Here is a 13,723-nt window from a genome sequence, read left to right on the forward strand (position 1 = left end):
CCAAAACAGCTTGATGCTTCTGGCCGATATGTATGGGTCGCTACGATAGGGAGGGCGCTGCATGACAATGCAGCCTGCAAGTACCGAGATCACGTCGCGCACGGTCGCGATCATCCAGGAGATGAAGGGCCTCGAAGGCCCGTTGCTGCCGATCCTTCACGGCATCCAGGAAGAGTTCGGCCATGTGCCCAAGGATGCGCTGCCGGTCATCGCCGAGGCGCTGAACATTTCCAGGGCCGAGGTGCACGGCGTCGTCAGCTTCTATCATGATTACCGCAGCCACCCGGCAGGCCGGCATGTGCTGAAGCTCTGCCAGGCGGAATCCTGCCAGTCGATGGGTTCGGACGCCATCGCCGCCAAGCTGAAGCAATTGCTGGGCATCGGCTTCCATGAGACGACCCGCGACGGTTCGGTAACGCTGGAGCCGGTCTATTGTCTCGGCCTGTGCGCCTGTTCGCCCGCCGCTATGCTGGATGGCGAGGTGATCGGGCGGCTCAATGACGAGAAGCTCGACGAGATCGTTGCAGAGGTGCGCTCATGATCCCGCGCATCTACATTCCCGGCGATTCCGGTGCGCTGGCGCTTGGCGCCGAAAAGGTCGCCAAGGCGATCGCCGGCGAACTCGCCGAGCGCGGCATCGAAGCCAAGATCGTGCGCAACGGGTCGCGCGGCGCCTATTTCCTCGAACCAATGGTCGAAGTTGCGACAGCGAACGGCCGCGTCGCCTATGGGCCGGTAAAGCCGTCCGACGTCAAAAGCCTGTTCGACGGCGGCTTTCTCACCGGCGGCCATCACAAGCGCTGGCTGGGCTCACCGGACAAGATCCCCTTCTTCGCCAAGCAGACGCGGCTGACCTTCGCGCGCTGCGGCGTCACGGATCCGCTTTCGCTCGAATCCTACAAGAAGCATGGCGGGTTGAACGGACTGACGAACGCGCTGGCACTGACGCCTGCCGACATCGTCGCCCAGGTTACCGAATCGGGCCTGCGCGGGCGCGGCGGCGCCGGCTTCCCGACCGGCATCAAGTGGAAAACGGTGCTCGATACCGCAGGCGACCGCAAATACATCGTCTGCAACGCCGACGAAGGCGATTCAGGCACCTTCGCCGACCGCATGATAATGGAGGGCGATCCGTTTGTGCTGATCGAAGGCATGACGATCGCCGGTATAGCCACGGGCGCGACCAAGGGCTTTGTCTATGTCCGCTCGGAATATCCGCATGCGGTGGCGGTGATGAACAAGGCCGTCGAGGTCGCCCGCAAGGCCGGCGTTCTTGGCGCCAGCGTGCTGGGTTCACCTTACGCGTTCGACATGGAGATCCGGGTCGGCGCCGGAGCCTATGTCTGCGGGGAGGAGACGGCGCTGCTCGATTCGCTCGAGGGCAAGCGCGGCATGGTGCGCGCAAAGCCGCCGCTGCCGGCGCATAAGGGGCTGTTCGGCAAGCCGACGGTGATCAACAATGTCATCTCGCTGGCCTCGGTGCCTGTCATCATGGACAAGGGTGCGGCCTACTACAAGGATTTCGGCATGGGCCGCTCGCGCGGCACGATCCCGATCCAGATCGCCGGCAACGTCAAATATGCCGGCCTGTTCGAAGCCGCTTTCGGCATGACGCTGGGCGAGATCGTCGACGAGATCGGCGGCGGCACGGCCACGGGGCGACCGGTCAAGGCGGTGCAGGTCGGCGGGCCGCTCGGCGCCTACTTCCCGCGCGCGCTGTTCGACACGCCGTTCGATTATGAAGCCTTCGCGGCAAAGGACGGGCTGATCGGCCATGCCGGCATCGTGGTGTTCGACGACACCGCCGATATGCTGAAACAGGCGCGCTTTGCCATGGAGTTCTGCGCCATCGAAAGCTGCGGCAAGTGCACGCCCTGCCGCATCGGCTCGACGCGCGGTGTCGAGACCATCGACAGAATAGTCGCGGGCATCGAGCCGGAGAAGAACCTCGCTCTGGTCACCGACCTCTGCAACACGATGAAGTTCGGTTCGCTCTGCGCGCTGGGCGGCTTCACGCCCTATCCCGTGATGAGCTCGATTACCCATTTCCCCGACGACTTCAAGCCAGCGCCCGTGCGCGTGGCTGCCGAATAGGAGCTGGCAGATGAACATCAAGGCCGACTTCCCCTCCCTCGTCGAAGAGATCGACTACGGAACCCCGCAATCGAAGGCGCAGAAGCAGGTCACGCTGAACGTCGACGGTCGCAGCATCACCGTGCCGGAAGGCACCTCGATCATGCGTGCCGCGATGGAAGGCGGGGTCGAGATCCCGAAGCTTTGCGCCACCGACATGCTGGACTCCTTCGGTTCGTGCCGTGTCTGCCTTGTCGAGATCGAAGGACGCGGCGGCACGCCGGCATCGTGCACGACGCCCGTCGGCGAAGGCATGATCGTGCGCACGCAGACCGAGCGGCTCGATGCCATTCGCCGCGGCGTCATGGAGCTCTACGTCTCCGATCATCCGACCGGCTGGAACGAACAGGCCGGAACCGGCGCGAGCGAGTTCGATGCGGTGGCGAAGTCGATCGGCCTGACCGAGAACCGCTACGGCATCGAAGGCCGCAACCACGTCAAGCCGGAAGGTGGCGTGGCGCCCGGCCATGGCTCGCTGGCGGTCGACTACATCGCCCGCGATGAATCCAACCCCTATTTCACCTATGATGCCTCGCAATGCATCGTCTGCTCGCGCTGCGTGCGGGCCTGCGAAGAGGTGCAGGGCACCTTCGCGCTGACCATCGAGGGACGAGGCTTCGAATCCCGGGTTTCGGCGGGGATGCACGAGGCGTTCATCGATTCGGAATGCGTGTCCTGCGGCGCCTGCGTGCAGGCCTGTCCGACCGATGCGCTGCGCGAGAAGACGGTGCTTGCCAAGGGCCTGCCGGAGCGCTCGGCTGTTACCACCTGCGCCTATTGCGGCGTCGGCTGCTCGTTCAAGGCCGAGGTGAAGGGTGACGAAGTCGTTCGCATGATGCCCTATAAGGAGGGGAAGGCGAACCACGGCCATTCCTGCGTCAAGGGCCGTTTCGCCTATGGCTACGCCACCCACAAGGACCGCATCCTGTCGCCGATGATCCGCGAAAAGGTCACCGACCCGTGGCGCGAGGTGAGCTGGGAAGAGGCGATCGCCCATACGGCCAAGGAATTCCGCCGCATCCAGTACCAGTACGGACGCACTGCGATCGGCGGCATCACCTCGTCGCGCTGCACCAACGAGGAAACCTATCTCGTCCAGAAGATGGTGCGGCAGGGTTTCCGCAACAACAATGTCGACACCTGCGCACGCGTCTGCCATTCGCCGACGGGCTACGGGCTCGGCCAGACCTATGGCACCTCGGCCGGCACGCAGGATTTCGATTCCGTCGACTTCACCGACGTCGCCGTCATCATCGGCGCCAATCCGGCTTCCGCTCACCCGGTGTTCGCCTCGCGGCTGAAGAAGCGGCTGCGCCAGGGCGCCAAGCTGATCGTGCTCGATCCGCGCCGCACCGAGATGGTCAAGTCGGCCCATATCGAAGCGGATTATCACCTGCCGCTGAAGCCCGGCACCAATGTGGCCGTGCTGACGGCGCTGGCGCATGTGATCGTCACCGAGGGCCTGTTCGACGAAGCCTTCATCCGCGAACGCTGCGACTGGACGGAGTTCCAGGATTGGGCATCGTTCGTAGCCTTGCCGGAAAACAGCCCCGAAACCGTCGGCAAATTGTCCGGCGTCGATCCAGAGCTGATCCGGGGCGCTGCGCGGCTCTACGCCACCGGCGGCAACGGCGCGATCTATTACGGCCTCGGCGTGACGGAACACAGCCAGGGCTCGACCACTGTGATGGCAATCGCCAATCTCGCCATGGCCACCGGCAATATCGGCCGGCCCGGCGTCGGCGTGAACCCACTGCGCGGCCAGAACAACGTGCAGGGCTCCTGCGACATGGGCTCCTTCCCGCACGAACTGCCGGGCTATCGCCACATCTCCGGCGAAGCCGTGCGCGATATCTATGAGACCTTGTGGGGCGTGAAGCTGGACGACGAACCCGGCCTGCGCATCCCCAACATGCTCGACGCCGCCGTCGACGGCAGCTTCAAGGGCATCTACATCCAGGGCGAGGACATTCTGCAGTCCGATCCCGACACCAAGCATGTCGCCGCCGGCCTTGCCGCGATGGAATGCGTCGTCGTGCACGACCTGTTCCTCAACGAGACGGCGAACTACGCGCATGTCTTCCTGCCGGGCTCGACTTTCCTGGAGAAGGACGGCACCTTCACCAACGCCGAGCGCCGCATCAACATGGTGCGCAAGGTTCTTGAGCCGAAGGCGCGCTACGCCGATTGGGAGGCGACGCAGGAGCTTGCCCGCGCGATCGGGCTGGACTGGAACTATCAGCATCCCTCCGAGATCATGGACGAGATCGCGATGACCACGCCGAGCTTCGCCGGCGTCTCCTTCGAGTTGCTCGACCGTGTCGGATCCGTGCAATGGCCCTGCAACGAGAAGGCGCCGCTCGGCACCCCGATCATGCATATTGACGGGTTCGTGCGCGGCAAGGGCAAGTTCATCCGGACCGAATATGTGGCGACGGACGAAAGGACGGGACCGCGCTTCCCGCTGCTGCTCACCACCGGCCGCATCCTGTCACAGTACAATGTCGGCGCGCAGACCAGGCGCACCGACAACAGCATGTGGCACTCGGAGGACCGGCTGGAGATCCATCCGCACGATGCCGAGAACCGCGGTTTGCGCGACGGCGACTGGGTCCGGCTGACCAGCCGATCGGGCGAGACGACGCTGCGCGCGCTGATCACCGACCGGGTGTCGCCCGGCGTGGTCTACACGACGTTCCATCATCCGGACACGCAGGCCAACGTCATCACCACCGACTTCTCCGACTGGGCGACCAATTGTCCGGAATACAAGGTGACGGCGGTGCAGGTCGGCGCCTCCAACGGACCGTCGGAATGGCAGCGCGACTATGACGAGCAAGCCAAGCAGAGCCGGCGCATCGCGTCTTTGCAGGCGGCGGAGTAGTCTTGAGCGCGCGCCGCAAAGCCACGACGCAGGTATCGCGGCTGGCGCACCGCGCGGTTGGGACGACGGCTGCCAACCGGATGGTGCCGGAAGAGACGCCGGTGGCGTTCTCCTTTGCCGGCACCACGCATGCGGTGATGATGGCAAGCCCGGCGGATTTCGAGGATTTCGCGCTCGGCTTCTCGCTGACCGAAGGCATCATCGCCTTGCCCGAAGAGATCGAAGCCATCGAGGTCGAGGACCATGGCGCCGGCATCGACATTCAGATCCGGCTGAAGGACCGAGCCAACACACGTTTCGAAGCGCGGCGGCGAAGGCTCGCCGGCCCGGTCGGCTGCGGGCTTTGCGGCATCGAGTCGATCGAGGAAGCGATGCGCTCGGTCGATGCGGTTGGTGCCTCAAGCCTTACGCTTGATGCCGACGACATCGCTCGTTCGGTCAAGCTTTTGTCCAAAGTGCAGCCGCTGCACACCGAGACCGGAGCGGTACACGCCGCCGGTTTCTATATGCCTGGCAAGGGCATCGTCATGGCGCGCGAAGATGTCGGCCGTCACAATGCGCTCGACAAGCTGGCCGGCGCGCTGGCCAGGGCCGGCATCGATGGCGCATCCGGTGCTGTGGTGGTGACATCCAGGGTGTCGGTCGAAATGGTGCAGAAGACGGCTTCTATCGGCTCGGCCTTCATCATCGCCGTCTCGGCGCCGACCGCACTTGCCATCCGCACGGCGCAAGAGGCCGGCATGACGCTGGTGGCGCTGGTTCGCGGCGACGATTTTGATATTTTCACCCACCCCGACCGGGTGGTTTGCGGAGTTGCCAAGCATGTCGCATGACGAAGAACACATTATGAGCACCGCCGAGAAGCTGGTGCGCATGGCAAACCAGATCGCCGATTTCTTCCATTCCAAGCCGCGCGAGGAAGGCATTGCCGGCGTCGCCGAGCACATCAACAAGTTCTGGGAGCCGAGGATGCGGCGGCAGTTCTTCGAAATGCTGGACGACGGCACCGGGAACTTCAACGAGTTGGTGGTGGCCGCCTCCGCCAGGATCAGGCGGCCGATCACGCCGGCTGCGGCCGACCTCAAACTCGGACTCGAGCCCTCCCCTGCCGACGTCGCCGCCTCGCAGGAATAATCGCCAAGCCGCGCCGGCTTACATTCGTCATCGCTAAAGTTTAAGCTGCCGCATCCGCGCTGTTCTGCTATGGTTTGACGACCAGAAATCGTCAGGCCGGGGTGGAAATCTCGTGAGGCCGATCGAGACGCGATACGCCCGTAGCGGCGATATGAGGATCGCCTATCAGGTGGTCGGGCAGGGATCGCTCGATCTGGTCTTCGTGCCGGGCTTCATTTCCAACCTCGACCTGCACTGGGAAGACGAGGGCTATACCAGGCTCTTGAAGCGGCTTTCGGCATTCTCGCGGCTGATCCTGTTCGACAAGCGCGGCACGGGTCTGTCCGACCGCGTCGACGCGCATAACCTGCCCAGTCTCGAAACGCGGATGGACGATGTGCGCGCGGTTTTGGACGCTGCCGGCAGCGGCCGTGCAGCCCTGCTCGGCTCCTCCGAAGGCGCGCCGATGGCGATGCTGTTCGCCGCCACCTATCCGGAGCGGACGCGGGCGCTGGCGCTCTATGGCGGCTATGCGCATTTCCACAAATGGGTGATGTCGCCCGAACGCCTCGACGCTTTCATCGAGATGGCGGAGACAGCCTGGGGCACCGGCGCCACTCTGCCCCATTTCGCGCCGAGCCGGGTCGACGACGCGCATTTCGCCCAGTGGTGGGCACGTTTCGAACGATTGTCGGCGAGCCCGACGGCGGCGGCGGCGCTGGCGCGCATGAACGCCGACGTCGACATCCGCCACATCCTGAACGTGATCAGCGCGCCGACGCTTGTGATTCATCGCCGCAACGATGCGCGGGTCGACCCCGATGCCAGCCGCTTCCTTGCACAGAAGATTCCCGGCGCCCGGCTGGTCGAGATTGCCGGACGCGACCATCCGATCTGGACCGGCGATGTCGACGGGGTGGCCGACTTGATCGAGGAATTCCTGACCGGCGAGCGCGCCGTAGGCGAAGTGGACCGCGTGCTGGCGGCACTTCTGGTGACACGCATCTACGATACGGCGCGGCTCGGCGACCGCATGTGGAGCGAACGCAGCCAACGCTTCCAGGAAACCTGGCGGCTGCTGGTCGGACGCCATGGTGGGCGCTCTGTGGGCCTGCATGGCGAGTTGATGATTTCGCGCTTCGACGGCCCGGCACGCGCCATACGCTGCGCGGCAGCCCTGCGCGAGGCGGCGCAGGAAATCGGCGTGGCAAGCGCGCAAGGGGCGCATGTCGGCGAGATCGAAATGCGCGGTCCGCCCGTCGGGATGACGGCGCGGGTGGCGATGCAACTGGCCGCCCATGCCGGCCGCGGCGACATTATCGCGTCGCGTCTGATCGCCGATCTGGCGGCTGGGTCGGGCCTGCATTTCACCGACGCCGGGCGCATCAGCGTCGACGAGTTGGAGGAGCCGCTGGCGCTGGTCCATGCGACGTCCGAACAGCATCTGGAACCCGCCTGCCGGCCCAAACCCAGGGTTGCCGAGCCGGCCGCATTGACGGCGCGCGAAAGCGAGGTGGTGAGCCTCGTCGCCGACGGCAAGAGCAATGCCGCGATCGCCGCCGAATTGAGGCTGAGCGAACACACGGTCAAGCGCCATGTCGCCAACATACTGCTCAAGCTGGACCTGCCGTCGCGGGCGGCGGCGGCGGCGTTTTCGGCCAGGCACCCTGGCCCGCACGGGCCATGAGAGCCATGGCGCTTTCGGGCGAAGCGGCCATGGGCGGGTAAGCGCTATCAATTCTCTCCATGCAGGCCAGGCGGATGTCGTCGGGAAAGGTGCTGCGAACGGAGGAGGAAATGCTGACGTCGAACCAAACACTCAAATCGCTTGCGATAGCGGCAAGCGTCGGAGCGCTGTTCGCTATCGCTCCCGCAAAGGCCGAGGATGCGTCCGCGGCGGCTGCCTACAAGGATATCGAGGCGACGCTCGGCTCGGTGCCGGACATGTTCAGAACGCTGCCGGATGTGGCCGTTGCCGGCGCTTGGGCCGAGATCAAGGGCGTGCAGCTCAACCCGAAGACGGCGCTTGACGGCAAGACCAAGGAGCTTTTGGGCCTCGCCGTCGCGGCGCAGATCCCATGCCAGTATTGCATCTATTTCCACACCGAGGCGGCCAAGCTCAACGGCGCCAGCGACGAGGAGATCAAGGAGGCGGTCGCGATGTCCGCGATCGTGCGCCACTGGTCGACGATGCTCAACGGCAGTCAGGTCGATCTGACGACCTTCAAGAAGCAGGCCGACGACGTGTTCGCGGCCGTCAAGGCGAAGTCGCAGTGAGGAAATCCCTGCCCGGCGACGAGCGCCGGGCAGCCCTTCGACCATCAACCGCCCGGTCGCAAGACGGGCCAATGGAGGATGACATGCTGACCAAGACCCAAACAGTGGATGGCGCATCGATCAAGAAGGCCATCGAAACCCGTGACGGCAAGATGCTGTCGAGCTTCTATGCCGACGACGCGCTGGTGCGGGTGATCGACCGCAACAACCCGCCGAGCAAGCCGCGCGAGATCCGCGGACGCGCGGCGATCACCACATTCTGGGACGACATCTGCAGCCGGGCGATGACCCACAAGGTCGACACCACCATCGCCGACGGCGACAGCCTCGCCTTCACCCAGGCCTGCGCCTATCCGGACGGCACCAAGGTGTTCTGCGCGGCGATGCTGGAGCTGAAAGACGGGCGGATCGCAAGGCAGACCGTCGTGCAGGCCTGGGACGAGTAGACCAACAGCCTGTGGATCAACCGCGGCCTGGGCCGCAAACCTGGAGGAGAAGACGATGTTCAGCGCCAGATGGCAGATCGACGCCAAGTTCGGGCACAAGCAGACCGTGCTCGACCTGTTGAAGAAATGGGAACGCGAGATCGGCTCGCAGGTCGGCATCGACGAGCTGGAATTCCAGATCATGACCGGTTCGATCGGCGCGCGGGAGGCGACGGTCGAGTCCCATCACCAGGTCGAAAGCCTGGCCCAACTGGAGGCGTTCTTCGCCAAGATCGGCAAGATCGACGCGCATGCCAAATGGGGCAAGGAGATCGAGCCCTATGTCGTGTCGGGCACCAGCCTGTGGAATATTTATCGCATTGTGGAGTAGTGACTCTTCTCCCCGTTTCACGGGGAGAAGATGCCGGCAGGCAGATGACGGGCGGAGCCCGCTTTGCCAGGGACGCGCTGCCCCTCATCCGGCCCTTCGGGCCACCTTCTCCCCGTAAAGCGGGGAGAAGGGAAGGCGCTAGCTGTGAGCCACCATCACATGGCGCACGGCGGTGTAGTCTTCCAGCGCGTAGAGCGACATGTCCTTGCCGTAGCCGGACTGTTTCAGCCCGCCATGCGGCATCTCGTTGGTCAGCATGAAATGCGTGTTGATCCAGGTGCAGCCATATTGCAGGCGGGCGGCCGTCGCCATGGCGCGCGAGACATCCTTGGTCCATACCGATGACGCCAGGCCGTAGTCGCTGTCATTGGCCCAGTTCACCGCGTCGTCGACTTCCGAAAAACGAGTAACCGAGACGACCGGGCCGAACACTTCGCGGCGGACAATCTCATCTTCCTGCAGCGCGCCGGCGACGACGGTCGGCTGGTAGTAGAAGCCAGAACCCTCGCCCGGCTTGCCGCCGGTGGTGATCTCGATGTGCTTCAGTTCCGAGGCGCGCTCGACGAAACTCGACACGCGGTCGCGCTGGCGGCGGGAGATGAGCGGGCCGATCTCGTTTTCAGTGTCGTCGGGACGGTTGTATTTGATGGTCGAGACGGCCGAGGAGAGATCGGCGACGAGTTTGTCGTAGATCTTCTTGCCGGCGTAGATGCGGCAGGCGGCGGTGCAGTCCTGGCCGGCATTGTAATAGCCGAAGGCACGCAGACCGCTGACCACGGCGCCAAGATCGGCGTCGTCAAAGACGATGACCGGTGCCTTGCCGCCGAGCTCGAGATGCGTGCGCTTGACCGACTTGGCGGCCGCCTGCAGCACTTTCTTGCCGGTGGCGACGTCGCCGGTGATCGAGATCATGTTGACCTTGGGATGATTGATCAGCGTGTTGCCGACGCTGTCGCCGCGGCCGAGGACGACATTGACCACGCCTTCCGGCAGGATTTCCGCAAGTATCTTGGCAAGCTTCAGCGCCGTCAGCGGAGTCTGCTCCGACGGCTTGAAAACGACCGTGTTGCCGCCGGCGATCGCCGGCGCCAGCTTCCAGGCCATCATCATCAGCGGGTAGTTCCACGGCGCGATGGAGGCGACGATGCCGATCGGGTCGCGCCTGACCATCGAAGTATGGCCGGGAATGTATTCGCCGGCCACGACGCCCGGCATCGAACGGACGGCGCCGGCGAAGAAGCGGTAGCAGTCGACGATCGCCGGGATTTCGTCATTGAGCACAGCGTTGATCGGCTTGCCGCAATTGAGCGCCTCGAGCGTGGCGAACTCCTTCGCGTCGGCTTCGATGCGGTCGGCGATCTTCAGCAAATAGCCGGAGCGTTGCGCCGGCGTGGTGCGCGACCACAAGACGAACGCCTGTTCGGCGGCGGTGACCGCCGCCTCGATCTGCGCCTGGCTGGCCTCGGGCAGGTTGAGGATGGTCGCCCCGGTCTTTGGATTGAGGATCGGCTCCTCGGTCTCGGTGCCCTTCTCGAATTTCGAGCCGATCAGCATCTGGGTGTCCATTGGATTCTCCCTTAACAGGAGCGAGTAGCGAGTAGCTGAAAGCGAGCAGGGTTGACCGTCGATGATCCCTACTCGCTGTTCGCTACTCCCTATTCGCTGTTTTTCATTTCCCACTTCCGGCGATCTGGTCGCCGTCACGGGTGAGGTAATAGGCGGCAAGGATCGGCAGCAGCGTCACCAGCACCACGACCATGGCGACGACATTGGTGACCGGGCGCTGGCGCGGGCGGATCAGCTCTTCCAGCATCCAGATCGGCAGCGTCTGCTGCTGTCCGGCGGTGAAGGTGGTGACGATGACCTCGTCGAAGGACAGCGCGAAGGCCAGCATGCCGCCGGCAAGCAGTGCCGTGGCGATGTTGGGCAGCACGACATGGCGAAAAGTCTGAAAACCGTCGGCGCCGAGATCCATCGACGCCTCGATCATCGATCCGGAGGTGCGGCGAAAGCGGGCGACGGCATTGTTGTAGACGACGACGACGCAGAAGGTGGCGTGGCCGAGCACGATCGTCCAGAACGAGAACGGGATATCGGCGAGCGAAAAGGCCGAGCGCAGCGCGATGCCGGTGATGATGCCGGGCAGGGCGATCGGCAGGATGACCAGCAGCGAGATGGTTTCGCGGCCGAAGAATTTTGTCCGCGACACCGCCGCCGAACAGAGCGTTCCGAGGACCAAAGCAATCGCAGTCGAGATCGAGGCAACCCTGACCGATAGCGACAGCGCCTGCCAGACATCCGGCCGGTTCCAGGTCACGGCGAACCATTGCGTCGTCAGCCCTGGCGGCGGCCAGACGAAGCTCTTCTCCTCGGTGGTGAAGGCGTAGACGAAGATCAGCAGGATCGGCAGATGCAGGAACAGCAGGCCGCAGGCGGCGGCTATCTTCAGGCCGAGCGGAGCCGACTGGGAACCATCAGAGCGCATCGAAGGCCCCCATGCGCTTGGCGCCCCAGAGGTAGAAGCCCATGATGACGATCGGCACCACGGTGAAGGCGGCGGCGAGCGGGATGTTGCCGGCGGTGCCTTGCTGCGAATAGACGGCTTGGCCGATGAACAGCCGCGAGGTGCCGATGATCTGCGGGATGATATAGTCGCCGAGCGTCAGCGAGAAGGTGAAGATCGAACCGGCGACAATGCCCGGCAGGGCCAGCGGGAACAGCACGTTGCGGAAGGTCTGTCCCGGCGAAGCCCCCAAATCGGACGAGGCCTCGACAAGATTGCCGGGCACGCGCTCGAGCGCCGCCTGTACCGGCAGGATCATGAACGGCAGCCAGACATAGACGAAGACGATGAAGGTGCCGGTGAACGATACCGACAGCGAATTGCCGCCGACAATCGGCAGCGACAGCCATGCGTCGAGAACCCACAACAAATGCAGCTTGGCGAGCAGCCAGGTGAGGATGCCCTCCTTGGCCAGGATCAGCTTCCAGGCGTAGATCTTGACCAGATAGCTCGACCACAGCGGCAGCATGATGCCGAGATAGAACAGCGCCTTCCAGCGACCGCGCGCATAGCGCGCCGCGTAATAGGCGATGGGGAAAGCGATGACGGCCGAGGCCAGCGTGACCAGGGCCGCCATCGTCACCGTGCGCAGGATGATGTCGAGATTGGCGGCCTGGAACAGGTCGCCATAAGTCTTCAGCGTGAACTCACGGTTGATGAGGCCGGAAAACTCGTCGATGGAGAAAAAGCTCTGCGCCAGGAGCGCAAACAGCGAGCCGATATAGACGATACCCAGCCACAGAACCGGAGGCAGCAGCATGAGCAGCAGCAGGACCTTCGGCTTGCGCCAGAAAAGGTCCGATAGCGCGCCGCGCAAGCCGCCGCTGCCGGGCAGGATGGCGGGCGCTGTTGCACGCATCATGGCGGCGTCGAGGCTCATGCCGGCTCGTCCATCAGATGCAGGTGCTCGCGGTTGAAGGTGAGCACCACCGCCTCGCCTTCCCCAGGCAAGGCCGTGCCGGCGGGCACGATGGCGTGCAGCCGCAGCCCGTCGGCGTCGAGCGCCAGCTTCGTCGTGGCGCCGAGATAGTTGGTCGAGACGAGGCGGGCGGATACGCCTTCGCCACTTGTGCCCGCGCTGGCCGCGCGGCCGACACGAATGGATTCAGGGCGCAGGCTGCCCCAGCGATGCTGGCCGGAATAGCGCTGGACGAAATCCGGCGGCAGCACGTTGGAGGAGCCGACGAAATCGGCGACGAAGCGCGTCTTCGGTCGCTGGTAGATATCTTCCGGCGTGCCGACCTGCATGATTTTGCCATCGTTGAAGACGGCGACGCGGTCGGCCATCGACAGCGCTTCGCCCTGGTCGTGGGTGACGAAGACAAAGGTGATGCCGAGCGCCTTCTGCAGCGACTTCAACTCCTCCTGCATGTTCTCGCGCAATTTGAGGTCGAGCGCGCCGAGCGGCTCGTCGAGCAACAGCACCTTTGGCTGGTTGACCAGCGCACGGGCGAGTGCCACGCGCTGGCGCTGGCCGCCGGAAAGCTGGCCGGGGCGGCGGGCGCCATAGCCGGGCAGCCGCACCAGTGACAGCGCTTCTTCCGCCGCCTTGTGCCGCTGAGCCTTGCCGACACCCTTGACCATCAGCCCGTAGGCGACGTTGTCGAGCACGTTCAGATGCGGGAACAGCGCATAGTCCTGGAACACGGTGTTGACGTTGCGGCGATAGGGCGGAACGCCCTCGGCGCGTTCGCCGAAGATCGAGATCGAGCCCGATGTCGGCTGCTCGAAGCCGGCGATGAGGCGCAGGCAGGTGGTCTTGCCGGAACCTGACGGGCCGAGCATGGCGAAGAATTCGCCCGGCACGATGTCGAGATCGACCGCGTCGACGGCGCGCACGCTGCCGAAATGGCGCGAGGCTTTCTGGAAGGAGACGGCGGAGGTCATGGGCTGTCCTGATCTGTCAGGCAAATCAATTCGGGCTGCGGTGCAGCGTT

General features: G+C 64.4%; 12 protein-coding genes and 2 pseudogenes. 10 read left to right on the forward strand and 4 right to left on the reverse strand.

Going from position 1 to position 13,723, the window contains the following annotated elements; translation table 11 throughout:
* Positions 1 to 61 precede the first annotated feature (61 nt).
* The 10 genes and pseudogenes from NP503_RS26425 to NP503_RS26465 all read left to right on the forward strand — a co-directional run bounded on the left by NP503_RS26425 (position 62) and on the right by NP503_RS26465 (position 9,223).
* Positions 62 to 541 carry a formate dehydrogenase subunit gamma gene (locus NP503_RS26425; RefSeq protein WP_127267009.1) on the forward strand — a complete coding sequence of 160 codons (480 nt, stop codon included), beginning with the start codon at positions 62 to 64 and terminating at the stop codon, positions 539 to 541.
* Positions 538 to 2,094: an NADH-quinone oxidoreductase subunit NuoF gene (locus NP503_RS26430; RefSeq protein WP_127267010.1), complete on the forward strand. Its 1,557-nt coding sequence runs from the start codon at positions 538 to 540 to the stop codon at positions 2,092 to 2,094. Before NP503_RS26425 ends, NP503_RS26430 begins: the two co-directional genes overlap by 4 nt.
* Before the next feature lie 10 nt (positions 2,095 to 2,104).
* Positions 2,105 to 2,468: pseudogene (locus NP503_RS33440) on the forward strand (2Fe-2S iron-sulfur cluster-binding protein); the annotation flags it as partial.
* Positions 2,469 to 2,527: 59 nt separating this feature from the next.
* A pseudogene (fdhF, locus tag NP503_RS26435) lies at positions 2,528 to 5,017 on the forward strand (formate dehydrogenase subunit alpha); the annotation flags it as partial.
* Between the two features lie 2 nt (positions 5,018 to 5,019).
* Entirely contained in the window at positions 5,020 to 5,850 is an 831-nt protein-coding gene (gene fdhD / locus NP503_RS26440) for a formate dehydrogenase accessory sulfurtransferase FdhD (protein ID WP_127267011.1), read from the forward strand.
* Positions 5,840 to 6,151, forward strand: a complete 312-nt coding sequence (locus NP503_RS26445) for a formate dehydrogenase subunit delta (protein ID WP_023811684.1) — start codon at positions 5,840 to 5,842, stop codon at positions 6,149 to 6,151. The genes fdhD and NP503_RS26445 overlap by 11 nt, the downstream gene beginning before the upstream one ends.
* Positions 6,152 to 6,263: 112 nt before the next feature.
* On the forward strand, positions 6,264 to 7,817 hold the full coding sequence (locus NP503_RS26450) for an alpha/beta fold hydrolase (protein WP_127267878.1): 1,554 nt from the start codon (positions 6,264 to 6,266) through the stop codon (positions 7,815 to 7,817).
* A 110-nt stretch (positions 7,818 to 7,927) separates the two neighbouring features.
* Positions 7,928 to 8,407, forward strand: a complete 480-nt coding sequence (locus NP503_RS26455) for a carboxymuconolactone decarboxylase family protein (protein ID WP_127267879.1) — start codon at positions 7,928 to 7,930, stop codon at positions 8,405 to 8,407.
* Positions 8,408 to 8,490: 83 nt separating this feature from the next.
* The gene (locus NP503_RS26460; RefSeq protein WP_127267880.1) at positions 8,491 to 8,853 is read left to right on the forward strand and encodes a nuclear transport factor 2 family protein; all 363 of its coding nucleotides are present in this window, start codon (positions 8,491 to 8,493) and stop codon (positions 8,851 to 8,853) included.
* Between the two features lie 55 nt (positions 8,854 to 8,908).
* Positions 8,909 to 9,223 (forward strand): hypothetical protein, encoded by a 315-nt coding sequence (locus tag NP503_RS26465; RefSeq protein WP_127267881.1) that lies wholly within the window; start codon positions 8,909 to 8,911, stop codon positions 9,221 to 9,223.
* A gap of 138 nt (positions 9,224 to 9,361) precedes the next feature.
* On the opposite strand, the gene NP503_RS26470 is transcribed toward NP503_RS26465, so the two are convergent.
* The 4 genes from NP503_RS26470 to NP503_RS26485 form a co-directional block, all read right to left on the reverse strand.
* The gene (locus NP503_RS26470; RefSeq protein WP_127267882.1) at positions 9,362 to 10,789 is read right to left on the reverse strand and encodes a gamma-aminobutyraldehyde dehydrogenase; all 1,428 of its coding nucleotides are present in this window, start codon (positions 10,787 to 10,789) and stop codon (positions 9,362 to 9,364) included.
* Positions 10,790 to 10,892: 103 nt separating this feature from the next.
* Positions 10,893 to 11,708, reverse strand: coding sequence for an ABC transporter permease (locus tag NP503_RS26475; RefSeq protein ID WP_127267883.1), 816 nt, complete (start codon positions 11,706 to 11,708; stop codon positions 10,893 to 10,895).
* Positions 11,698 to 12,648: an ABC transporter permease gene (locus tag NP503_RS26480; RefSeq protein WP_197031622.1), complete on the reverse strand. Its 951-nt coding sequence runs from the start codon at positions 12,646 to 12,648 to the stop codon at positions 11,698 to 11,700. The genes NP503_RS26475 and NP503_RS26480 overlap by 11 nt, the downstream gene beginning before the upstream one ends.
* A gap of 14 nt (positions 12,649 to 12,662) precedes the next feature.
* Complete coding sequence (locus NP503_RS26485) at positions 12,663 to 13,673, reverse strand: ABC transporter ATP-binding protein (protein WP_127267884.1); 1,011 nt, start codon at positions 13,671 to 13,673, stop codon at positions 12,663 to 12,665.
* Between the last annotated feature and the right edge of the window lie 50 nt (positions 13,674 to 13,723).

The sequence above is a fragment of the Mesorhizobium sp. SEMIA396 genome (assembly GCF_024518615.1).
In the GTDB taxonomy this organism is placed as follows: Bacteria; Pseudomonadota; Alphaproteobacteria; order Rhizobiales; family Rhizobiaceae; genus Mesorhizobium.

Bases quoted from the DNA above. Each gene is read 5' to 3' on its own strand.
- NP503_RS26425 (WP_127267009.1), top strand. From the start codon at position 62: ATGACAATGCAGCCTGCAAGTACCGAGATCACGTCGCGCACGGTCGCG.
- NP503_RS26430 (WP_127267010.1), top strand. From the start codon at position 538: ATGATCCCGCGCATCTACATTCCCGGCGATTCCGGTGCGCTGGCGCTT.
- NP503_RS26445 (WP_023811684.1), top strand. From the start codon at position 5,840: ATGTCGCATGACGAAGAACACATTATGAGCACCGCCGAGAAGCTGGTG.
- NP503_RS26455 (WP_127267879.1), top strand. From the start codon at position 7,928: ATGCTGACGTCGAACCAAACACTCAAATCGCTTGCGATAGCGGCAAGC.
- NP503_RS26460 (WP_127267880.1), top strand. From the start codon at position 8,491: ATGCTGACCAAGACCCAAACAGTGGATGGCGCATCGATCAAGAAGGCC.
- NP503_RS26465 (WP_127267881.1), top strand. From the start codon at position 8,909: ATGTTCAGCGCCAGATGGCAGATCGACGCCAAGTTCGGGCACAAGCAG.
- NP503_RS26470 (WP_127267882.1), bottom strand. From the start codon at position 10,789: ATGGACACCCAGATGCTGATCGGCTCGAAATTCGAGAAGGGCACCGAG.
- NP503_RS26475 (WP_127267883.1), bottom strand. From the start codon at position 11,708: ATGCGCTCTGATGGTTCCCAGTCGGCTCCGCTCGGCCTGAAGATAGCC.
- NP503_RS26480 (WP_197031622.1), bottom strand. From the start codon at position 12,648: ATGATGCGTGCAACAGCGCCCGCCATCCTGCCCGGCAGCGGCGGCTTG.
- NP503_RS26485 (WP_127267884.1), bottom strand. From the start codon at position 13,673: ATGACCTCCGCCGTCTCCTTCCAGAAAGCCTCGCGCCATTTCGGCAGC.